Raw genomic sequence first — 21759 nt, 5'->3', positions numbered from 1 at the left:
ATGCTTGACATCAGACTCCTGCAACGTAATAGCAGACACTTTTGCACGGCTGAGCCTCAACCTGTCCCAGGGAGTCAGCAAACCATGGCCACGACCCACCAGAAAACGGATGTCTCTTCACTGCCCGTCCTGTCTCGTCACGAGGGGCGTTATCGTAATCATGCGCCGATGAAACCGTTCAGCCTCGTTCGAACGCTGGGCATTTTCTGGGATCAGGCGTTCAACAAACCCAAGGACACACGTCCGGCGGGCAAGGTGCCGGTGCAGCCACTGTCACGACAGCAACTGCTGGCCGCGCCTGACAACACGGTGTACCGGCTCGGGCATTCCACCGTTCTGTTGAAACTGCGTAACCGCTTCTTTCTGACCGATCCGGTGTTTGCCGAGCGGGCGTCGCCGGTGCAATGGGCCGGGCCGCAGCGCTTTCACCAGCCGCCGATCAGTCTGGAAGATTTGCCGCCGATCACTGCCGTCATCCTCTCGCACAACCATTACGACCACCTGGATCGTATGGCGATCAAGGCGCTGATGGCAAAGACCGAGCATTTCATCGCGCCGCTGGGCGTGGGCGATACGCTGATCGAATGGGGTGTGCCCGCGCACAAGGTGCGGCAACTGGACTGGTGGCAGTCCACGGAAGTGGAGGGCATCGAGTTCGTCGCCACTCCGTCCCAGCATTTCTCGGGGCGTACCTTGCGCGACAGCAATCAGACGTTGTGGGCGTCCTGGGTGATGATCAACGATCAGCAACGGATTTTCTTCAGCGGCGACAGCGGTTACTTCGATGGTTTCAAGACCATTGGCGAGCACTACGGCCCGTTCGACCTGACCCTGATGGAAACCGGCGCCTATAACGTGGAATGGCCTCAGGTGCACATGCAGCCCGAAGAGACGTTACAGGCGCACCTCGACCTGCGCGGTCGCTGGCTGCTGCCGATCCATAACGGCACCTTCGACCTGTCGATGCACGCCTGGCACGAGCCGTTCGACCGGATTCTGGCCCTGGCCTGGGAGCAAAACGTGACCATCACCACACCCATGATGGGCCAGCCGTTCTACCTGGATTATCCCTGCCGCGGGATGACCTGGTGGATGGCTGTCGATGAGGTCGCCACGTCTGAAACTGCGCCGCAAACCGAGTCTGAAGCCGCGCATGAAGGCCATGTCGCAGCCTGCAGTCGCCGTCGCCAGAGCGCTTGATTACCAAAGGTTCGAACTGATTTATCGATAGCGCTGCCTGTTTTTTGATTTGCCCCGTGTCACTCGCCCCGGCCTAATCATCACTTCTTTAAAAGGAAGATAATGATATGCAAGGTGCTCGCGGGTCAGCTTCTCAAGGTGTCTGGTTGATGGTCGCCATCGTGTTGGTGGCGTTGAACCTGCGCCCCTCGATGGCAGCGGTCGGCCCATTGTTGTCGGCGATCAGGGTGGACATTTCGCTGGGGTTCGGCATGGCATCACTGCTGACCATGCTGCCGGTCATGGCCATGGGACTGGCGATGTTCGTCGGCATGGGCATTGCCGCTCGTGTCGGCTCCTACCTGACCATCACTATCTCGCTGGCGCTGATCGGTGTGGCGACGCTGGCGCGGCTGTTTCTCGACTCTGCGGTTGAACTGATCTTCAGCGCCGTGCTGGCGGGGCTGGGCATCGCGATGATTCAGGCGCTGATGCCTGCACTCATCAAGTCACGCTTCAAGGACAATGTCTCGTTGTGCATGGGCCTTTACGTCACGGCGATCATGGGTGGCGCGGCGATTGCCGCATCCTTCAGCCCGCTGATGCTGAGTCACAGCGGCAACTGGCGGTTCGGCCTGGCGATCTGGGCTGCGCTGGCGCTGCTGGCGTTGTGTTTCTGGGTGGTTCAACGCCACGCGTTCCAGAGCTGCGGATCGTCCGCAGCTCCCCGCAAACAGGCGTTTTCGCGGATGCCAAGGGCCTGGATGTTGGGCGTCTTTTTTGGTCTGGGTACTGCGTCCTACACCTGTGCCCTGGCCTGGCTGGCACCGTATTACCTTGAAAATGGCTGGAGCGAGCAGGACGCCGGACTGTTGTTGGGCTTCATGACCCTGATGGAAGTGGTGTCGGGTCTGGTGACGCCAGCGCTGGCCAATCGCAGTCGCGACAAGCGTCTGGTGCTGGCAGTTCTGCTAGGGCTGATCATGGCGGGCTTCGTCGGTCTTATCCTGATGCCGCAGCAACTGAGCCTGCTATGGACCGGCCTGCTGGGTCTGGGCATCGGCGGCCTGTTCCCCATGAGCCTGATCGTCTCCATGGATCACTACGATGACCCGCAGCAGGCAGGCAGTCTGACCGCGTTCGTCCAGGGTGTGGGGTATCTGATCGCCGGCCTGTCACCCTTGCTGGCTGGCGTGATCCGTGACGTGACCGGCAGTTTCTCAGGCGCGTGGTGGTCGTTGATCGGGCTGGTCGCCGTGATGCTGCTGATGGTCGTGCGTCTTGATCCGCGACACTACGCCCGACACCTGCACGAATCGTCAGCACATGCCGGTGTTGCTGAAGGGAAGACGGCCTGATTGCGTTTTGATGTTATCTTGCTGGTGCTGATCCGGTCCTTGATCGCAGTGCCAACGAGATGACTCGATGCTCAACAGTAATGCCCTCAGAAAGCTGGACATGCAGGACCTGATGATCTTCGTCTCGGTCTTCGAGCAGCGCAACCTGACGCTGGTCTCGGAGACGCTGAACGTCAGCCAGTCCACAGTCAGTTACTGCCTCAAGAAGCTGCGGGCCAACTTCGAGGATGACCTGTTCATCAGCACCCGCAACGGTATGCGTCCTACCCGCAAGGCCATGGCCATGCACGACCATGTGCAGCAGATACTGCACAAGGTCAACCTCTGTCATGACGGGTTGAACCTGTTCGACCCGAGCAGCGGGCAAACCACCTTCACGGTCTGCGCTCCTGAATACTTTGAACTGCTGGTGCTGCCGCACCTGCTGCGCGGCTTCGTCGCTGCGGGTTTCTCGGTTGCGGTCAATGTCCAGAAACTGGACAAACACTTACCGGTCGAGCGACTTGCAGACGGCCGTTTCGATCTGGCTTTGTGTTTCGGGCCTCGCTTTCACAAGGTCCCTGACAGCCTGATTGCCCAGGTGCTGCTGGAAGACGATCTGGTCTGCGTGATGGATAGCCAGTCTGCACCAGTGAGCGCGCTGATCGACCTTGAGACGTTCACCTCAAGGCATCACGTCTATCCGACGCCGTGGACCTCGGACACCAACATGGTTGACGGCTGGCTTCAGACGAAGGGCGTCGAGCGTCATATCGTGGCCAAGGCCAACAGTTACCGGGCAGCCTTGCAACTGCTGGAAGGTACACATTTCATACTGGTATTGCCACGGCGCATCCAGACGCTCTTGTGCAACGAGCCCTGGATAGCTGTTTACGAGTTGCCGCCTGACCTGCCGGGCTTCAGCCTGGACATGGTATGGAGCGCCCACGCCGATCAGGACGAAGCCAACGGCTGGTTCCGTGAACAAGTGGTCAAGGTGTGTGCCGAGCAGGGATTACTTTGATCAGCGGTCTTTCTGCGGATCAGGTTCTGTCGCCGGCCGTGGCTGCTCGCCCTTTTCGTTGAGCTGCTTGTTCTTCTCGCCCACTTTGCCCGCGTTTTCCGGCTTGTGATCGAGGTCTTCGCGTTCTGATTCCTGAGTCATGACCTGCCTCCGAATGAATGGACTCTCTCGGTATTGGTCAACGTGGCGCGCCCAAGATTCGATTTATCGTGATGACGACCCGGCAACCGCCTGCGCAGTGGAGGACCGGGTCGGCGTGATCAGCTCAAGAGGGTAATCAGATCCTTGGCCGTCTGAGCCGAGCTGGCCGGGTTCTGACCAGTCACCAGCTTGCCGTCGGTGATGACATGGACGCCCCAGTCATCGGTCTTCGAATAGTCGCCGCCCAGTTCCTTGAGCATGTCCTCGACCAGAAACGGCACGACATTGGTCAGGCCGACGCCTTCTTCTTCGCTGTTGGTAAAGCCGGTGACGCGACGGCCCTTGACCAGCGGCTCGCCATTTTCTGCACGGACCTTGCGCAGCACGCCGGGCGCATGGCACACCAGCGCATGGGGTTTGTCGGCCTTGGCGAACGCTTCGATCAGAGCGATGGATTTCGGATCTTCGGCCAGATCCCACAGCGGACCATGGCCGCCGGGGTAGAACACCGCGTCGAATTCGTCGGCCTTCACGTCAGCCAGGCGGCCCGTGTTGGCGAGCGCCTGCTGGGCAGCAGAGTCTTCACGGAAACGCTGGGTTTCGGCGGTCTGTGCGTCTTGCTCATCACTCTTGGGGTCCAGCGGCGGTTGTCCACCTGCAGGCGACACCAGGGTGACTTCGGCCCCTGCGTCCTTGAAGATGTAGTAGGGCGCTGCAAATTCCTCGAGCCAGAAACCGGTTTTCTTGCCGGTATCGCCCAGTTGGTCGTGTGAAGTCAGAACCATCAGGATTTTCATGAGTGTGCTCGTCATTGAGGGAGTGAGAGGGTGTAGACAGACGAAAGCGCCAAGTGTTGTGCGCAATGCTGAACGTGAATGAAACAAGGCCGGATTCGACAGTAACGCGTCGAGATCCGGCCTTGTCATGCAGCAGCGATGATTGCCTGTGTCAGGCGCGAGCGATCACTCCTTGGTCAGGTCCACCAGCGGCTCCTGACGCACTTCGGTGTCGCGGCCTGCCTGAATGGTCTTGATCTGGCCCAGTGCCTTGTCGACGGCGCCCTTGTCCGCCAGCAGGCTGTAGCTGATCTGGAACTGACGCTGCGCTTTCGGCTCGATGGTCGGCACCAGATTCAGTGGGCGCTGGAAACGGCGGTTATAGGAAAAGCTGGTGCCAGGCTCAAGACCGGTCACATAGCCCTGGCCTTTGGTGTCAGTGTTTTTCCACAGCGAGAACACTGGCAACTGCTGGGTATTGAAACCTACCGCTACGCCCAGGCTGCCTGCCTTGTTGTGCAACACAGTGACAGTGTCGCCCTTGTCATCGCCGTACGGCACGATGTTGTAGACGGTTTCGTCGTAATCCGGGGTCGGTCCGCGATAGGTCTGCCAGTCGCCCAGATCACCCTTGGCCTTTTCGTTGAACGGCGATACCTGCTTGACCGGCGCTTCGAAACGCGCGCCCTGTTCCAGGAACGGCGTGCTGAAGTTGCTGTGGTACAGCGCCTGATATTCCTTCGGATAGTCGCCGTTGTTGGTCAGCGTGTCGTTCAGCGAGAAACGTGTGCTGCCCGGCTCGGTGACCAGTTCGGTCTGCACCGAGAAATCGACCTTCTTGAACGCCTGTTCCTTGAGCTCGCCCTTGAGGCTGATCGCGTAAGGCGGCTTTTCGTCGATGTGCAGCGTCACCTTGCTGGCCGGGATATTGGCTGCGCGACCGTGCAGGGTCAGCAACTCGCCGTTGTCCATGCCCGGATGGCCGACCCATTCGTAGCCGCAACGGGCAACCAGTTCGTTGAACCCTTCCAGCCAGCCCAGCCCGCCGCGACCATTGAGTTCGATGAACGCCGGGTTGACCACATCCTTGACCGGCGAATCCCAGCCCATGCGCACATCACCGACCGAGGCCTGCAGCACGTTCATGCCGCGCGTCGGCACCACAGAGAGCTTCATGGTGCCGTTGTCGATATCAATGATGCTCACGCCTTCCTGGCGACCGCCATGCAGGGTTCGCAGGGTAATAGTGAACGGCTTGTCGGTCTTGACGCCCAGTTGCTTGCTGGTGATCTGCTGGTTCTGCGCAGGCTTGTCGGTGTCGAGCAGAACGTAGTCCCAGGCAAAGGCGCTGGATGCGAGGGAAAGGGCGCTGAGGCCCACCAGCAGGGGAAGGGTTTTCATGAGGGTGTGTCCTTCTGACTTATTGGAATTATGGGTGTGCTGGACTGGATTAAACGTTTCAGCAGTCAGCGGAGTCTAGCCAAAGTCGTGGGCGCTGTGGAGTAGAATTTATATCGGCATCTTCGGACGGCCCGGGTTTCATAAACATGTGCTGTTTTGCCGGGGCTGGGGTTTGAAGACAGCGCCTGCTGTCCACCATCCTGCGATTCATCTGCTGGTGCCCGCCAACGTTGCTGTCAGCCGGAACGCGCGGCTTCCCGGATCTGCTTCCACTCTATCCCGAAGCGCCCGAGGTATTTGCGCAGTCTGTCTGCGTCATTGGGGTTGGCCTTGCTCACCCGCGACACTGCGAACAATTGTCGTCCCGCGCTCGACAGGCTGTCGGCTCCTTTGCAGATTTCAATCACGGCATTGAGTTGCAGTCGGTCGAAAAGATCCAGTTCAAGGTCGTCGTCGAGCAGCGCCGTGGTTATTTCGTCCGCCTGACTCAGGCCCCAGGCGTAACGCAGTCGGTCGATCTCCTCTGCGACCTGATCTTCATCGATGCGACCGCTGTCTGCCAGTGTGGCCATGCGGGTAATGGAGGCCGACAGTTCTCTGAAGTTACCCAGCCAGACGGCTTCCGTGGAACAGGCGAAGGCTACGTAGCGTTTGCGTGCCTGCTGATTGAAACTCACCATGCTGCCCAGTTCCTGAGCGTGACGCTCAAGCTCGAAATCAATGTTGGGCTCGATATCCTCGCGACGCCCGGCCAAACCCGGCAGCTGGAACGTCCACAGATTGATTCGTGCATACAGGTCTTCGCGAAACAGGCCCTGCAGAACGCGTTCGCGCAGGTCGCGGTGAGTCCCGGCGATGATCACGAAATCGCTGTGCACTTCCTTGTCCGAGCCCATGGGGAAAAACCGTTTCTCTTCGATGGCCTTGAGCAGCATGGCCTGCTCGTCGGCCCCAAGTTCACCGATTTCATCCAGAAACAACATGCCGCCGTCCGCCGAACGCAGCAGACCATCGCGTGCATTCTGGGCACCCGTGAACGCGCCTTTGACGTGGCCAAACAGCGCCGACATGGCGCCGTCGCCTCGCAGGGTTGCGCAGTTCACTTCCACGAAACGCCCCTGAACCTGATGCCTGCTGCGCTTGAGTTCGTAAATTCGCCTGGCCAGAAAAGACTTGCCCGCTCCGGTGGGGCCGATCAGCAACATGGGGGCTTTCGAGCGCACGGCGACGCGTTCGATCTGTTCGATGGAACGGTTGAAGGCCGGATTGCGCGTGGCGATACCGGACTTCAGGAAGGCCAGGCCTTCCAGGCGCTTGCTGGCGAATCGCGATGCAATACGGTCGTAGCGTGACAGGTCGAGGTCGATCAGGGTGTGCGTGCCGATAGCGGGTTCATGGAGGTCGCGGCGTTTCGAGGGTGATGTCTGAATCAGCCGGGCAGGCAGATAACGGGCTTCGGTGAGCAGGAACCAGCAGATCTGTGCAACGTGGGTGCCGGTGGTGATGTGCACCAGATAATCTTCATGGTCGGTGTCGAACGCGTACGCGGTGGTGAAGTCGTGCAGGGCGCCATAGACCTCCTCGAAGTCCCATGGATTTTTCAGGTGCATGGGGTGAAGACGTACGTCGGTCTCCGGTGAGATCTGGCGGATATCGTCGGCCACCCGCTGCGCCAGGCTGACGTCCCGTGCGTCGATGCCGTGAATCAGTTCCAGGCGGTGGATCAGCACATCTTCCTGCTGGCACAGGCTGACGCTGGGTCGCCAGTGATTCCAGCGATTCGCACCTTTGCCTACGCGATCGAGCGTGGCGCCAATAAATCCGATCGCGACGGTACGTCTGGAAGACATCTTTATACCTTGAGATAAAAAGCGATAAAAAATAATAGAATTTTATGGTCGATCTGTCTCGTTCAGATATTGCTTTCACACGGATAAAATAAATAATCCTTAAAAAACAATGACATATAAATACATGGGCCACCCTCTCTAAGTCTGGCACGGCCGCTGCACTAGCTTACTCATGAAAAACACCGGCTTCATGAAACGAACGCCACCAGGTAATGCGCCGAACCTTCGGCATGACAAGAGGAGAGAACATGGAAAAGAACACCTACCAGTTGCTGGAAGTCGCCAACGGCAAACCGATTAAAATGTGGACACAGGGCGTGCCGGTTGAAAACGAAGCGCGTCAGCAGTTGATGAATACGGCCAGCATGCCGTTCATCTTCAAGCACCTGGCGGTCATGCCTGATGTGCATCTGGGCAAGGGTTCGACCATTGGTAGCGTTATTCCTACGGTGGGGGCAATCATTCCTGCCGCAGTCGGGGTGGATATCGGTTGCGGCATGATCGCTGCGCGCACCTCGCTTACGGCCAATGATCTGCCGGACAACCTGGCCGGTCTGCGAAGCGCCATCGAACAGGCCGTGCCTCATGGTCGGACCTCGACACGTGGCGGTCGAGACAAGGGCGCGTGGGGCGATATCCCGCAGCAGGCCGATCTGGCCTGGGGCGCATTGGCACCCGGCTTCAAGGCGCTGACCGACAAATACCCGCAACTGGTCAAAAGCAACAACCGCCAGCATCTGGGCACGCTGGGTTCGGGCAACCATTTCATTGAGGTCTGCCTGGATGAAGCCAACCGGGTCTGGTTCATGTTGCACAGCGGTTCACGCGGTGTGGGCAATGCAATCGGTACGCTGTTCATCCAGATGGCACAGGCGGACATGCGTCAGCACATCGCCAACCTGCCGGATCGAGATCTCGCGTATTTCGAAGAAGGCAGTCAGCACTTCGATGACTACGTACAGGCAGTCGGCTGGGCCCAGTATTTTGCCCGGCAGAACCGCGAACTGATGATGCAGGCTGTGGTTCAGGCCGCCCGCAAGATTATCAGCAAGCCGTTTGAGGTCGCGCTGGAGGCTGTCAACTGCCACCACAACTACGTGCAAAAGGAGCGGCATTTCGGTGAGGACGTCCTGGTCACACGTAAAGGCGCAGTGTCGGCCAAGAAAGGCGAGCTGGGGATTATCCCGGGTTCCATGGGCGCGAAGAGCTTCATCGTGCGCGGGTTGGGCAACGAGGAATCATTCTGCTCCTGCAGTCACGGTGCCGGTCGAACCATGAGCCGCACCAAGGCCAAGGGCATGTTCACGGTCGAGGACCAGATTCGGGCCACCGCCCATGTGGAGTGCCGCAAGGATGCTGCGGTGATCGATGAAATTCCGATGGCCTACAAAGACATCGACAAGGTCATGCATGCACAGCGCGAGCTGGTGGAAGTGATGCACACGCTGCGGCAAGTGGTGTGTGTGAAAGGCTAATCGCAGACGGAGCGCAGGATGCTCCGTCTGCCAAGGAATAACGGGAAATGAAAAGGGAATCTACAGAGGCGCATCCGCTGGATGACACGATGCGCGCACGGGTGCTGGATGAACTGGCACGCATAGAGCGCGAGCGCAATGTCACGGTCTTGTACGCGTGTGAATCAGGCAGTCGTGCCTGGGGCTTCGCCTCCACCGACAGCGATTACGACGTTCGCTTCGTGTATGTCGAGAAGCCGGAATGGTTCGTTCAGGTCGACGCGGGTCGTGACGTGATCGAGCGTCCGCTGGACGACGAACTGGATGTCAGTGGCTGGGAGCTGCGCAAGACCCTCGGGTTATTGCGCAAGTCCAACCCGACGCTGCTTGAATGGCTCGACTCACCGCTGGTCTATCGCAGCGAAAGCGAGGCAACCGCACGTCTGCGGGCGCTGGCTGAAGCGTTCTACAGCCCGCCTGCTGCGCGCAACCATTACCTGTCGATGGCCAGGAAGAATTTCCGTGGTTATCTGCAAGGCGAGAGCGTGCGTTTCAAGAAGTACTTTTACGTGCTGCGGCCTTTGCTGGCGGTGCGCTGGATCGACCAGGGCCGAGGCAGGCCGCCCATGACGTTCGCTGATCTGTTGAGCACGGTCGACGACCCACTGCTGCTTGATGAGGTGGCAGAATTGCTGGTGCTCAAGCGCACTGCCGATGAGACTGCCTACGGACCACGGCGTCCCGCGCTGCATGCGTTCATCGCGGCCGAGCTGGAGCGCAGCGTGCCCGTATTACCAAGGACGCATGGCGACAGCGGCTTACTTGATCAGTACTTGAGGGAAACTGTCGCGCATTACGCAGGGAGTCGGACATGAACAGGGATGTTATCGAGCTGGACGGCTCTTGCGGAGGCGGGCAAGTACTGCGCAGCGCCTTGAGCCTGTCCATGATTACGGGCCGTGCGCTGCACATTCATCACATCCGTGGCCGACGCAGCCGCCCTGGTTTGCTGCGTCAGCACCTCACGGCTGTTCTGGCTGCGGCGACGATCTGTGAGGCGCAGGTGAGCGGTGCCGAATTGGGCTCTCAGGCGTTATGGTTCGAGCCGGGCAAGGTGCGAGCGGGCGATTATGAGTTTGCAATCGGCAGCGCGGGCAGTTGCACGCTGGTATTGCAAACGCTGTTGCCGGCATTGTTGCTGTCGTGCGAACCCAGTCGGGTGTCGATCAGCGGCGGGACCCATAACCCCATGGCGCCTGCGGTGGACTTTCTGCAGCGAGCGTGGCTGCCACAGCTGAGGCGTATGGGCGCGCAAGTGGAACTGGAGCTGCTTCGCCACGGATTCGTTCCCGCAGGAGGCGGGCAGGTGCAGGCCATGATCAAGCCTTCCCGGCTGACAGCCTTGCATCTGCACGACCGGGGAACAGAAATCGGCCGTCATGCCACGGCACTGTCTGCGGGTCTGCCTGAACAGGTGGCAATGCGTGAACTGGCCCGAGTCGGTCAACGCCTGTCGATGGCACCTGCGCAGTTGCATACGGTTGTGCTGGACCCGGAGCAGGGGCCTGGCAACGCGCTGTCGCTGGTCGTTGAGTGTGAACAGGTCACCGAGGTCTTCAGTGCGTTTGGCCAGTCGAACCTGCGTGCCGAAGCCGTGGCTGATCGTGCAATCGTGAAGGCGGTCGAATGGCTGCACAGCGATTCGGCGGTGGCCGAGCATCTGGCTGACCAGTTGCTGTTACCCATGGCGCTGGCGGGCGGCGGCAGTTTCAGTACGTTGCGCATGACTGACCATCTGCTCAGCAATATCGCGGTCATCGAGCGCTTTCTGCCGGTTCGCTTTGACTGTCATGAAACGTCGTCACACCGGCTATTGATCGAATGCCGAGCTGCCTGATTCGTCCTTCACACATCCGTGAATCACCAAACGCTCGATCTGCGCCTGCTCCCATCCGCTGAGCAGACTGACCGGGTCCGTGCGCGGCCAGTCTTCGGCGGAACCTTGTTGCCCCTCCGCATTCAGGCAGTGCAGGCACCCTGTCACTTGGTTACCCGAGATTTCCAGCGTCAGGCGCCAGCCTTCGATGTCGATCCGGAGCAGGTTTGATTCGCAATCATCGAGGCGGCGCAGTGAGCGAACGCCCAGCGCTGCCTCTTTCAGGCACTGATAGACCTCGCGGGCGCTCAGGGTTGGAGTGGGTGGCATGGGCGTTCGCGATCAGGTTGAAAAGGGGCGACCAGCATAAAAGCCGGTCGTCCTGCTGTCACTCTGCGGGTGTTTCATCGGCTGGGGCTGCACCAAACAGTGTCTCGACTTCAGGCTGTGTCTGGTTGATAGCGCCCAACTGGCGAATCAGTTCGGCCTGGCGACTGCCCCGGATACCGGCCGTGGTCATGATCCCGTCACGCACGTAGGTGTAGACGCCGCTGACGGCAAACGGGGTGATGTGGCTCACGTGGGCACTGATGCCATGGGTGATGGCCTTGAAGCGTTCGCTGGCGTAACAGGTGCGTCGCGTCCAGGCCGATTCGAAAGTGACTTCCATGAACACGATGTTCAGGCGTGGTTCGCTGGCGTAATGGGCGACGTCCGGGGCCGGTGGCGCAGGCTGGTCGTTGTCGTAGGGCTGCGCAAGGTGCAGGCGCAGTTTGAGCACCTCGTCCAGACCGGCGAGATCGCGAGCCAGGGTGTCGATGGCTTCGCGCGCAGCGGCAAGGTTGTCGCGATTCAAATGGAAGTGCAGGTGCAGGCGATCCAGGGTCGAGGTTTCGTTGGGCGAAGGTTCCGGCAGACGGTCCATCAACGTGCTCGAACCATCCGGCACGTCATAGGCCAGGGTTTCCTCGAACATGTTCTGTTCATCGGAAAACAAAATCGCGCTGGCTTTCTGGAAGCGCTGCTGGTCTTCAGCCGACAGAAAGCCGATCTCCACGCCACCATCCAGCACGTAGCCTTCCAATGGCTTGACGCCTTCGATGATCGGCCACAAATGAGCGTCCTGTTCGCGGGACAGGTGATGTTGCACGTACCAGCCAAGCCCATCGAGACGTGCGCACAAAGGGCCGTGTACGTCACGCCAGTAAGTGGCGAAGAGCTCGTGGGGTACGCCGGGTCTGCGCAGTACCGTGGTGTAGGTATTGATGACGATGCGCTGGTCGCGCGCGCCGTGGTTGTCGGCGAAGTGTGAGGTGTGCATGAGTAGGCTCTGCGCTGAAGTGTCTGAATGAGGCGTTCCAGCGACCGCTTAAGTTCAAGGAATATGCCCGGCGGGGCTCTACACGCAGTCTGCCGCAGCGGGCCAGTCGCGCTATCATCAGCGCACCTTGCCAGCGGATAGCCTTATGCAGTTGCCCGACCTGAACCTGTTGATCGCCCTTGATGCCTTGCTCGATGAAGGCAGTGTGGTGGGCGCGGCGCGGCGTATGCACCTGAGTCCGGCGGCCATGAGCCGCACGTTGACGCGGATTCGTGAAGCCACGGGCGATCCGGTGCTGGTGCGTGCCGGACGCGGGCTGGTGCCGACGCCGCGTGCGCTGGCCATGCAGGCGCAGGTGCGCGAACTGGTCGAACAGGCCGCTCAGGTGTTTCAGGCCCGCGATGAAGTGGACATGAGCACCCTGGAGCGCTGTTTCAACGTGCGCTCCAACGACGTGTTTTTCGGCTCGTTCGGAGCGCGGGTGCTGGAGGCGATTCGCGTCGGTGCGCCCGGCTGCACTCTGCGGTTCGTGCCCGAAGGAGCCGACGACGATGATGCGTTGCGCGAAGGCCGGATCGACCTGTACATCTCGTCACGGCTCAATTTCGGTCCGGAGATCAAGATTCAGAACCTGTTCAACACCCGCTTTTGCGGTCTGGCCCGAGAAGGGCATCCCATCTTCGACGGGCCGATCACACCCGAGCGATTCGCCGGGTTCGATCACGTCAGCGTGTCCCGCAGAGGTCGTGCTCGCGGGCCGATCGATCCGGCGCTGGCAGAGTTGGGGCTGGAACGGCGTATCGCGCTGATCACGCCGCATTTTCACTCGGCGATTTTCGGGGTGGCCGAGTCTGATCTGATCCTGTCATTGCCCGAGCCAGCACTCTGGGGGCTGAAGCAACTGGGCCTGAAGATGCGCGCGTTTGCCATTCCTCTGGCGCTGGAAACCGTATCGGTCAATCAGGCCTGGCACCCGCGCTTCGACAAGGACCCGGCGCACCGCTGGCTGCGCCAGACCCTCAAAGAGGTCTGTTCGGTGCCCCGGCAGATGGACCTTTAACGCGGGCTGTTCTGGCACTTGGCAATGCAGGGTGAAACGAACAGATGGCCTCGCCATGCGCCTGCCACTGTCCGGGTTGCAACCAGCGTCCACATCAGCCCCAGCAGGGCGACCAGCGCCATGCCGAACTGGTCGAAAAAGCCCATTTGCAAGGTCGACCCCAGTTTCAGCGTCGCCAGCGCATACACGCCAAGCGGAAAGGTAAAGGCCCACCAACCCAGATTGAACTCGATGCCGGCCTTGAAATAACGCAGCGTGATCAACGCAGCCAGCGCCATCCACCAGAGGCCGAGGCCCCAGAACAGCGTACCGACGATGACGCCAACCCCCGCGGCCACTTCGCCCACCGACGCCAGGCCGTGTGCGGCGAACACCTGAGGCGCGTCATTGCCCATCACCAGCATGCCCAGCGCGCCTGTCCCGATAGGTCCCAGCGCCAGCCAGCTCGAGGCGGCCATGCTTTCGTGGGGCAGTTTGTGCAACGCCAGACGCAGCAACAGGATCACCAGAATGCTCAGCGCCACCGGCACCGAGTAGGCCCACAATACGTAGCTGGTGATCAGCACCGTGAATTGCGACGCAGTGTCGGTAAGGTGCGGAGTCAGCAGGCCGCCGCAGGCAGCGGCAACTTCCGCAGCCACCACGGGCAGCAGCCAGACAGCGGTCATCTTTTCGATGCTGTGCTCCTGGCGGGTGAACATCATGAACGGGATCAACACGCCGCAGGCCATGGCCATTGCCACATCCAGCCACCACAGGGCTTCGGCCACCGGAATCACGCCAGCGCCCCAGCGCTCCGGTCCGAATACCAGAAGACCACTGATGATCGTCGCCAGACCCATGGGAATGGTGCCGAAGAACATCGAGACCGTCGAATGCCCGAACACTTGCCGGGCTTCATCGAAGAACAGCAACCAGCGGCTCGCGTACATCACGCTGAACAGCACGAACAGGCCGATGTTGAAGAACCACAGGGCTTCGCCCACATTGCGCAACAATGCGATGTCGCCGGGCAGTTGCGCCAGCGCCAGAGACAGAACCCCGGTGCCCATGGTCACGGCGAACCAGTTGGGGGTGAATTGCCTGACAGCTTCGCGCGGGCTCGATAACGAGGCGAGGGGAGCGATGCCCTCGATGACGGTTGCAAGCCTGCTCATGATGTTCTCCTGCTGACGGCCTGGGTTTATGTCGTGAGTTTACGGGCGTGCGAACAATTCTCTAAACGGGTAATCTCGGTTCCAGTTACCTGTTATTCAGGTTGATCTGTGTTCGGGAGTCATCGCTTGAAACTCAACCTGCGTCAGTTGCAGATATTCTGCGCCGTCACCCAGCACGGCAGCACCGTTGGCGCAGGCCTTGCCGTATCACTTTCACAATCGGCGACCAGCGCGGCCTTGAACGAGCTGGAAAGCGCGCTGGGTACCCGGTTATTCGATCGGGTCGGCAAGCGTCTGGTCTTGAATGACAACGGACACGCATTGTTGCCTCAGGCCCGGCAGATGTTGGAAAGCGCCCAGCAGATCGAAGACAGCTTTCTGTTGCCCGACGCCGGTCTGAACACCCGGTTGCGGATCGGCTGCAGCAGCACCATCGCCAATTACGTGCTGCCACAGATCGTTGCGGCGCTGCGCACCTCGGCGCCTTCGTTACGGGTGGACATGGATATCGGCAACAGCGCGCTGATCGCCCGCAAGGTCGCGCAATTCGAGATCGACATGGGGATGATCGAGGCACCGTGTCACCTGCCCGAGCTGATCGCCGAACCCTGGTTGGTCGATGAAATGGTCATCGTTGCCGGGCGTGATCATCCGCTGGCCGCGCAGAAACAGGTGTCGCTGAGTGACCTGCAACACGCCGAGTGGCTGCTGCGCGAGCCGGGCTCGGGGACGCGCGGCGAAGTGGAACATCTGTTGCTCAGGCACCTTCATGACTTGGAAGACATGCGTCAGATGGGCAGCTCCGAAGCGATCAAACGCACTCTGGCCCAAGGGATCGGCATCAGTTGCCTGTCCCGCCGCGTGGTGGCTGATCTGTTGGCGAGCGGCGAGCTGCAGATCCTCAACAGCCCCTTGCCACCGCTGACCCGCCGGTTCTTCCTGATTCGTCACCGCGACAAGTTTGTCTCGACCAGCCTGCAGCGATTCAGTGAGCAGTGCAGCGAATCAGCGGGTGAGGCGTGATGCGGGGAAACCCGACTGCAAAAATGTAACTTGCTGAAAAAAGATTCAGCCTTTGTGGGAGGCGGCTTGCCGGCGATTCGGTTTATCAAACGAAATCGTAGAGACTGAATTGACGCAATCGCCGGCAAGCCGCCGCCCACGATCACGTTTCTGCCGGGAGCCAATGCTGTTGCAGGTGTAAACGATCACGATGCACTTACGACCCGCCACGGCTTCAGCCACAGCGCCAGACCTATCAGCAAAAACATGCCATACGCAGCGCTGAGCCCCAGTTGCAGCCAGGTATTCTGCAACGGATGCAGCACCAGCGCGGCAAGTATCATCAGCGCAGCAGCCAGCAGCCAGTGGCTGCGCCATGGAAGGACCCTCAGCAGCGACTGGCGGCGCATCAGCAGAATGCCGGTCACCAGCGCGCCGCCCAGCGCGGCGATGGCGATGCCGGTCAGGCCGAATATCAAGGGCAGCACGCCCAGCAGCACGGCGTTGGACAGGCTGCCGATCAGTTCACAGTTGAGCGGCAGGCGCGTGTCACCGGCTGCGTAGGCGTAACGCGCCAACAGCGCATTCCAGGCGCCAAACATCAGCGGCACGGCAAACCACGCGAGCAACCCCGGCAGCGGGCCGTCATGGGTCTGGTTGGGCAACAGCAGCACGACCAGAGCGCCCGCTGCGCCGATCAGACCGGCGACAGCAGGCAAGGTCAGCAGGGTGGCGCTGCCCAGTCCACGTTTCAGCAGGCTGAGGCGTTGATCGCCCGCGCTGCCACTCATCAATCCCAGCAACACCTGATTCAGACTCATCAAGGCGATCAGAGGCAGGTTGATCAGTTTGCGCGCCAGATTGACCCAGGTGACGGCGCCTTCACCCAGCAACGATGCGACCATCCGTTCCAGCAGTGCCAGGCCCTGACTGGCCAGGTTACTGCTCAACAGCGGCCCGATGCGTTGCAACAGTTCACGCACCACGCCTGCGTCGGCCTGCCACTGCCAGGGCCGCCAGCCGGAGCGATACAGGCTCGGCAACAGCACGCCCGGCATCAGCAGACTGCCCAGCACGCAGGCACTCGCCAGTCCCGTGGGAGTGGCGGCATGACCAAGAACAGCGAGATAGATGACCGGCGGCAGGTTGAACAGCAATGAACCCAGCCCGGCCAGCACAAAGCGCGAGCGCGCCTGCAACGGTACGCAGAGCAGGCCGTGCAGCATGAAGCCGGGCGCGCACCAGGCCAGCCAGCGCAGTCCGCTGCTTGCCTGGGCGTAGCCGTCTGCATCGAGCCCCGGCCCGATCAGGCGCACCAGCAGACCGGCACCCAGCGCCAGCAGAGCGCTGAGCAGGACGCCCGCCAGCGTCAGGCGCGGCACCATTGCGCCCAGCCAGCGTTGTTGTCCGTTCGCCGAGCGCTGCTGGTACAGCGGCAGGGCAGCGGCGCTGAGCAGCCCGGCGGCCAGCGACATGCGCAGGGCTTCGGGCAGAAACATCGACACCAGAAACGCGTCGCTCTGCCCGCCAGCGCCCCAGGCGGCAACCAGCAGCCACTCGCGGGCGAAGCCTGCGGCCAGCCCGGTGAGGGTGGCCAGGGTCAGCCACAGTGTCGAACCCAGCATCGTCGTCGTTTCTGTCAGTGAAACAGGGTGAACAGGCCTTTGCCGCCCACCTTGTAATTGAGATTGCGGGCGCGCTCGCCTTTGATTTCAGCATTCGGCCCGCTGACAATGGCGTAGGGCGGCACCGGTTTGGAGACCACGCTGTTGCCGCCGACCACGGCACCTTCGCCAATGTTGGCACCGAACGACAGCAATGCGCGGCTGCAGATCCACGCGTAGTCACCGATGAACACCGGACCGCCGACAGCCCAGAATTCGGGCTCGTTGAGGTCGTGCCCGCCAGCGATGATCAGCACGTGGGACGCGATGGTGACGTGATCACCGATCACCAGACCACCGCGTGCATCCAGCTGACAATGCCAGCCTACCGTGGTGTCGTTGCCGATGCGCAGGCTGTCCACGCCCAGCACTTCGGTATTGCGCCACACGGTCGAGCCCTTGCCGATCTTCGCTCCGCCCATGCGCAGCCAGAGCAGGCGCAGGGTATGACTGGGGATCTTGCAGATCAGGATGTTGTACACCTGCTCCCAGGTGCGCAGCATCCGGTCGCGCAGGGTCGGCCAGTTGATGCCGTACAGCGGGATCAGCGCGCCGAGGGTTTCGCTGGCCAGCAGGCGATAGAAGCGCCGGGCCAGCGGCGGCTCGATCCGCGGTTCGATGTTCAGGTAGCAGATGAACGACAGGGTGGTGTCCTTGATGCGCGTCTCGAAACACACTTCGTTGTCCAGCATCCATTGGTAGGTGGCCTGCAACTCTTCGAGTGGCACACCCATCTTGCGGGCGTAATCAGGCAATGCGTCGCGCAGATTGTGCGAGTGCATCATGCGATGTTTCATGTGGCGGCTCCCTGCTCGGGTAAGGCGACGGGGGATGGCTGCGGTCTGGCGGCGACGGCACGCAGGCGCCTGCTTTCGTGCAGGCTGATGCCGATGAACAGCCAGAACAGCGCGACCAGTACGCTGGTAAAACTGAAGTAGTGGTCAAACAGGCCGCTGCACAGCGCAGCCAGCACGCCGGTCATGCAGCCAAGGTTGATCGCGTTTTCCGGGGTCAGCACGATCCGGCCGGCTGGCGGACGTACTTCCTTCCACCAACTGACCGTGATGGCGATGAACAGCAGCATGCCCGGCAGGCCCATCTTGTAGATGAAATTCAGCCACAGGTTGGAGATCCCGAAGTCGGTGTAACCGAGGACCGGCGGGTCGGTCTTGAAGCCGATCCCGAACGGGAAGGTGGCCATCGCATCCGGGAAATGGCTGTATTCCAGAAAGCGGATCGCGGTACTGGTGTCGTCGTCGGAAAACAGACTCATCAACCGGTCCTGAAGCGGCGGATAGAACATCATCAGGACCACGCCTGCCGCCGCTCCGCCCATCAGTATCCTGCCCAGATGCGGAATGCGCCGACGGGTCATCCACAGCATGACGATGACCAGGCTCACCAGTGCGCCGCGCGATCCGGTCAGCAACAGCCCGAGGGCACCCAGCACCGCGACCGAAAGGCCCAGCATGCGGGCAGAGCCGGTGCGGGTCATGCCGAAACAGAAAGCCAGCGGCAACAGCATCGCCAGCGCGCCGCCAGCCACGTTGGGGTGCATCCATGGCGAGCCCATTCGGCTGGAGAGCGACAGCAATGCCTCGCCCAGCACATCGGCACCGCTGTAGCCCATGACCCTGAGGACGGGCGTGATGCTCAGGGCCGAACCGCTCAGGACGTAGATCGGAATCGACAGCAGCAACAGCATCAGGGTGCCGCCGAGCAGGGCGATGACGAGCTTTTCCAGTGTCGGCAGGTCCACCAGCAGGCGCGGCACCAGAAACAGGACCGACAGGTTGAACAGCCAGCGCACCCAATTGATCGGTCCGTTACCTTCAGCCACCACGGTCAATTCACCGATCAGAAACGGGAACGCGCTGAACATCATCAGCGCCACCAGCAGTCGCTCGGTGCGCAGCATCTTCGGGATTCGGGCCTGATGCTGGATCATTGCCTGCAGCAGATAGCTGCCCCAGGTCAGCATGATCAAGGCCTCGGACACCGTGGTGCGGATGCCGATCTGTACCGTGGAGTAGGGAATGAACGTCGCGATCACACCAAACAGCAGCAGCCCGCGTACTGGGCGTCTGATGATGGTGATGACCGAGGCGGCACCGACGGCCGCCAGCAATACGAACGGCACCGGCAGCATCCAGATCATCACGCCGAACAGCAGACTGAAGAACAGTCCTATGGGCATGGCCATCGGCATCAGCGAAGCTCCTCGAGCGTGGCATGCACCTGCTTGCAGAACGCGTCGAGGTTGTAGCGGGCTGCCCAGGCTTTCGAGACCTCGGGATCTTCTGCGGGGGCGTTGGACAACGTGCCCATCAGGTGAATCAGGTTGGCGCTGTCGGTGGGTGAGAAGTGCGGGCTGTCGGGCGGCGAGATTTCATCCAGCGACGAGCCGGTCGCGACGGCCACGCGGGTGCCAACGCTCAACGCTTCAATGACCGGCAGGCCGAAGCCTTCGCACAGCGATGGCTGCCACAAACGATCCGCGTCGCGGTACACAGCATGCAGTTCGGCGTCGCTCAGGCCGGTCAGTACGTGCAGACCCTGAAGCTGACGCTGGGCCTCGGTCAACGGTTCGTCACCACCGACCAGCACCAGATCCGGGGTGTCGACGAACTGCATGCGTGCCGTCTGCCAGGCATCGACGAACCATTTGATGTTCTTGCGCGGCTCGCGAGTGCCCACGCACAGCCAGTAGCGCTGCGGCAGTCTCAATGAACTGATATCGGCTGCCTCGCCCTTGAAGCCTTCGACCAGCAGCGGCACGATGCGGATCTTGTCCCGTGCCTTGGGAAACAGGCGCAGGACTTCGCTCGCCGTGTAGCTCGACGGCAGCCAGACCTGATCGGCGACCCGGATCGAGTGGGCAATCGAGAGGTAGTCAGTCAGGCGATAGACACGGGCCTTGAGCCGCGATCCGTGGTTGTTCTGCTGAGTGATCTGAAACACGTCGTGCAACTGCAACACATAGCGCAGCCCCGCCGGTTTGCGACCCAGTGGCAGCCCCATGTTGATGTTGGCGAAGTAAATCTGGATATCTGCATCGCGCAGGGCACGCGGCAGGAACACACCTTCGAAGCGCAGCCGGTCCGGTATCCGGTGCACCGAATTCAGTGGCGTGGCCCACTGCGGCGCATGGATGAGTCGTCGTATCGGGTGGTCGTAAGGCGCCACGCCGAACAGTTGCAACTGGACATCGGGGTGCGCGCGAAAGGCTTCTTCGAGCGCGAAGTTCTGGCGGCCGATGCCGCTGACGGGGTAACCGGCTGCTGCGCGGTAATCAAGTCCTATACGCATGAGCGCGATCCTTGCCTGTGTGCGTGAGTCGGGTGTAGATGACTTCCAGCTGTGACGCCGAGACCGACCAGTCGTGGCGGGAGCGCACATAGACGCGCGCGGCTTCGCCGATCCTGTCCAGGAGCATGGGCTTTTCGATGTTGTCGATGATCAGGGCCGCCAGCCCTGCGGCTTCTTCGCTGCCCAGATAGTGCTCACCGTTGGTGACAGCCAGACCGGAAACGCCCTGGCTGGTGGTGATGATGGGCAGTCCGGCAGCCATCGATTCCAGCGTCTTGAGTTTCGAACCCCCACCCTGACGCAGGGGTGCGAAGAAGATGGCCGTGGTGGTTTGCAACGCGCGCAGGTCCGGCACGAACCCGAGCCATTCGATGCGTGGGTCCGGCCAGCGCTCGCGCCACGACTCAGGCATCGCGAAACCGCCGATGGCAAAGCGAACGTCGGGCGATCTGGCCCAGACCTGAGGCATGATCTCGTCCAGCGCCCACTCGATGGCGTCGATATTCGGGCCGTACTCATAATTGCCGATGTACAGCAGGCGACGGCTCGTGCGGTCGGCATGCACGCTGGCGTAATAACCGCAATCCACACTGTTGACCACGAAGGACGTTGCCTTGCCGCTCAGGCGTGAGAGGACCTTGGCATCGTCTTCTGTCACCGCGACCAGTTCGCCTGCCTGACGGAACACGCGGGTTTCCCAGCGGCGATAACGCCAGCGGTCATACACCGCGAACGCATTGGCCCAGCGCGGTATGCGCTCGTAACTGGCGGCGCCCAGGTCTGATTCGACGTTGTGCTCGGTGAGCACGAATGGTTTACCCGAGCGCTTGAGCGCCTGCTCGAACGGCTGGAAGGCATAGGTGTGCTGAAGCTGGATCACGTCCCAGTCTTCATGCAGCAGTTCTTCGAATACTTTTTCCAGTTTTGGTGCATAGCCGTTGACGCTGGCAAGCATCGGCGGCTTTGCCAGCGCGACGGCCATCAGGGTCTTGAGGCTGTGCAGAGGACGTCGTTCAACCACGATCAAACGCTCCAGCCAGGGCTCGAGTGCCGATCGGCAAGCGTCATCCAGCGCCGTCTTGGATTGCACCAGCAAGGTGATGCGATGGCCGCGCGCGGCCAGATTGCGCAACAGGTGATATTCCCGGGTCTTGCCGCCGCTGGTGGTGGGCCAGGGCAGGTACGGGAGCGTCCAGAGTATCCGCATG

The 21759-nt window shown here is 61.0% G+C and carries 19 protein-coding genes and 1 pseudogene; 8 read left to right on the top strand and 12 right to left on the bottom strand.

Translation table 11 applies throughout. The features are described 5' to 3' along the window. The first annotated feature begins 84 nt into the window (after positions 1-84). The 3 genes from AO065_RS07790 (at position 85) to AO065_RS07780 (ending at position 3540) form a co-directional block, all read left to right on the top strand. Positions 85-1200, top strand: a complete 1116-nt coding sequence (locus AO065_RS07790) for an MBL fold metallo-hydrolase (protein ID WP_004882649.1) — start codon at positions 85-87, stop codon at positions 1198-1200. A gap of 107 nt (positions 1201-1307) precedes the next feature. After that, the gene (locus AO065_RS07785) at positions 1308-2537 is read left to right on the top strand and encodes a cyanate transporter (RefSeq protein WP_050562170.1); all 1230 of its coding nucleotides are present in this window, start codon (positions 1308-1310) and stop codon (positions 2535-2537) included. Between the two features lie 67 nt (positions 2538-2604). Next, positions 2605-3540 carry a LysR family transcriptional regulator gene (locus AO065_RS07780; protein ID WP_004882647.1) on the top strand — a complete coding sequence of 312 codons (936 nt, stop codon included), beginning with the start codon at positions 2605-2607 and terminating at the stop codon, positions 3538-3540. On the opposite strand, the gene AO065_RS27260 is transcribed toward AO065_RS07780, so the two are convergent. The 4 genes from AO065_RS27260 to rtcR form a co-directional block, all read right to left on the bottom strand. Further along, positions 3541-3681, bottom strand: coding sequence for a hypothetical protein (locus AO065_RS27260; RefSeq protein WP_004882646.1), 141 nt, complete (start codon positions 3679-3681; stop codon positions 3541-3543). 119 nt (positions 3682-3800) lie between these two features. Further along, the gene (locus tag AO065_RS07770; RefSeq protein WP_004882645.1) at positions 3801-4478 is read right to left on the bottom strand and encodes a type 1 glutamine amidotransferase domain-containing protein; all 678 of its coding nucleotides are present in this window, start codon (positions 4476-4478) and stop codon (positions 3801-3803) included. A gap of 165 nt (positions 4479-4643) precedes the next feature. Further along, positions 4644-5858: an aldose 1-epimerase family protein gene (locus AO065_RS07765; RefSeq protein ID WP_004882644.1), complete on the bottom strand. Its 1215-nt coding sequence runs from the start codon at positions 5856-5858 to the stop codon at positions 4644-4646. A 236-nt stretch (positions 5859-6094) separates the two neighbouring features. Further along, entirely contained in the window at positions 6095-7708 is a 1614-nt protein-coding gene (gene rtcR, locus AO065_RS07760) for an RNA repair transcriptional activator RtcR (protein ID WP_004882643.1), read from the bottom strand. 248 nt (positions 7709-7956) lie between these two features. Here rtcR and AO065_RS07755 point away from each other — a divergent pair, with 248 nt between their 5' ends. The 3 genes from AO065_RS07755 to rtcA are packed head-to-tail and all read left to right on the top strand — an operon-like array spanning position 7957 to position 11059. After that, the gene (locus AO065_RS07755) at positions 7957-9183 is read left to right on the top strand and encodes an RtcB family protein (protein ID WP_004882642.1); all 1227 of its coding nucleotides are present in this window, start codon (positions 7957-7959) and stop codon (positions 9181-9183) included. A 47-nt stretch (positions 9184-9230) separates the two neighbouring features. Then, on the top strand, positions 9231-10037 hold the full coding sequence (locus tag AO065_RS07750) for a nucleotidyltransferase domain-containing protein (RefSeq protein WP_004882641.1): 807 nt from the start codon (positions 9231-9233) through the stop codon (positions 10035-10037). After that, entirely contained in the window at positions 10034-11059 is a 1026-nt protein-coding gene (rtcA, locus tag AO065_RS07745; protein ID WP_004882640.1) for an RNA 3'-terminal phosphate cyclase, read from the top strand. Before AO065_RS07750 ends, rtcA begins: the two co-directional genes overlap by 4 nt. On the opposite strand, the gene AO065_RS07740 is transcribed toward rtcA, so the two are convergent. Beyond that, positions 11033-11368, bottom strand: a complete 336-nt coding sequence (locus tag AO065_RS07740; RefSeq protein WP_004882639.1) for a DUF7693 family protein — start codon at positions 11366-11368, stop codon at positions 11033-11035. The two genes, rtcA and AO065_RS07740, sit on opposite strands and share 27 nt — an antisense overlap. Before the next feature lie 58 nt (positions 11369-11426). Further along, on the bottom strand, positions 11427-12359 hold the full coding sequence (locus tag AO065_RS07735) for a hypothetical protein (protein WP_004882638.1): 933 nt from the start codon (positions 12357-12359) through the stop codon (positions 11427-11429). Between the two features lie 145 nt (positions 12360-12504). On the opposite strand from AO065_RS07735, the gene AO065_RS07730 reads away from it, so the two are divergent. Beyond that, positions 12505-13419, top strand: a complete 915-nt coding sequence (locus tag AO065_RS07730) for a LysR family transcriptional regulator (protein WP_004882637.1) — start codon at positions 12505-12507, stop codon at positions 13417-13419. Here the strand turns inward: AO065_RS07730 and AO065_RS07725 are convergent. Then, positions 13416-14576 carry a TDT family transporter gene (locus tag AO065_RS07725; protein WP_004882636.1) on the bottom strand — a complete coding sequence of 387 codons (1161 nt, stop codon included), beginning with the start codon at positions 14574-14576 and terminating at the stop codon, positions 13416-13418. The two genes, AO065_RS07730 and AO065_RS07725, sit on opposite strands and share 4 nt — an antisense overlap. A 126-nt stretch (positions 14577-14702) precedes the next feature. Here AO065_RS07725 and AO065_RS07720 point away from each other — a divergent pair, with 126 nt between their 5' ends. Then, positions 14703-15599: a LysR family transcriptional regulator gene (locus AO065_RS07720; protein WP_004882635.1), complete on the top strand. Its 897-nt coding sequence runs from the start codon at positions 14703-14705 to the stop codon at positions 15597-15599. Between the two features lie 185 nt (positions 15600-15784). Here the strand turns inward: AO065_RS07720 and AO065_RS07715 are convergent, their stop codons facing one another. The 5 genes and pseudogenes from AO065_RS07715 to AO065_RS07695 all read right to left on the bottom strand — a co-directional run bounded on the left by AO065_RS07715 (position 15785) and on the right by AO065_RS07695 (position 21758). Next, positions 15785-17203, bottom strand: a complete 1419-nt coding sequence (locus tag AO065_RS07715; RefSeq protein WP_004882634.1) for a lipid II flippase MurJ — start codon at positions 17201-17203, stop codon at positions 15785-15787. A 14-nt stretch (positions 17204-17217) separates the two neighbouring features. Next, a complete protein-coding gene (locus AO065_RS07710) occupies positions 17218-18039 on the bottom strand; it encodes an acyltransferase (RefSeq protein ID WP_004882633.1) in 822 nt (273 codons plus the stop codon). Further along, positions 18036-19451 (bottom strand): O-antigen ligase family protein, encoded by a 1416-nt coding sequence (locus tag AO065_RS07705; RefSeq protein ID WP_004882632.1) that lies wholly within the window; start codon positions 19449-19451, stop codon positions 18036-18038. The genes AO065_RS07710 and AO065_RS07705 overlap by 4 nt, the downstream gene beginning before the upstream one ends. Further along, positions 19451-20551, bottom strand: coding sequence for a glycosyltransferase family 4 protein (locus AO065_RS07700; RefSeq protein WP_004882631.1), 1101 nt, complete (start codon positions 20549-20551; stop codon positions 19451-19453). Before AO065_RS07700 ends, AO065_RS07705 begins: the two co-directional genes overlap by 1 nt. Beyond that, positions 20542-21758: pseudogene (locus tag AO065_RS07695) on the bottom strand (glycosyltransferase family 4 protein). The gene AO065_RS07700 and the pseudogene AO065_RS07695 overlap by 10 nt, the downstream one beginning before the upstream one ends. Position 21759: the final 1 nt, after the last annotated feature.

Origin of the sequence: Pseudomonas viridiflava, assembly GCF_001642795.1 — a bacterium.
GTDB lineage: Bacteria > Pseudomonadota > Gammaproteobacteria > Pseudomonadales > Pseudomonadaceae > Aquipseudomonas > Aquipseudomonas viridiflava.
This window is presented reverse-complemented; position numbering and strand designations above follow the sequence as displayed.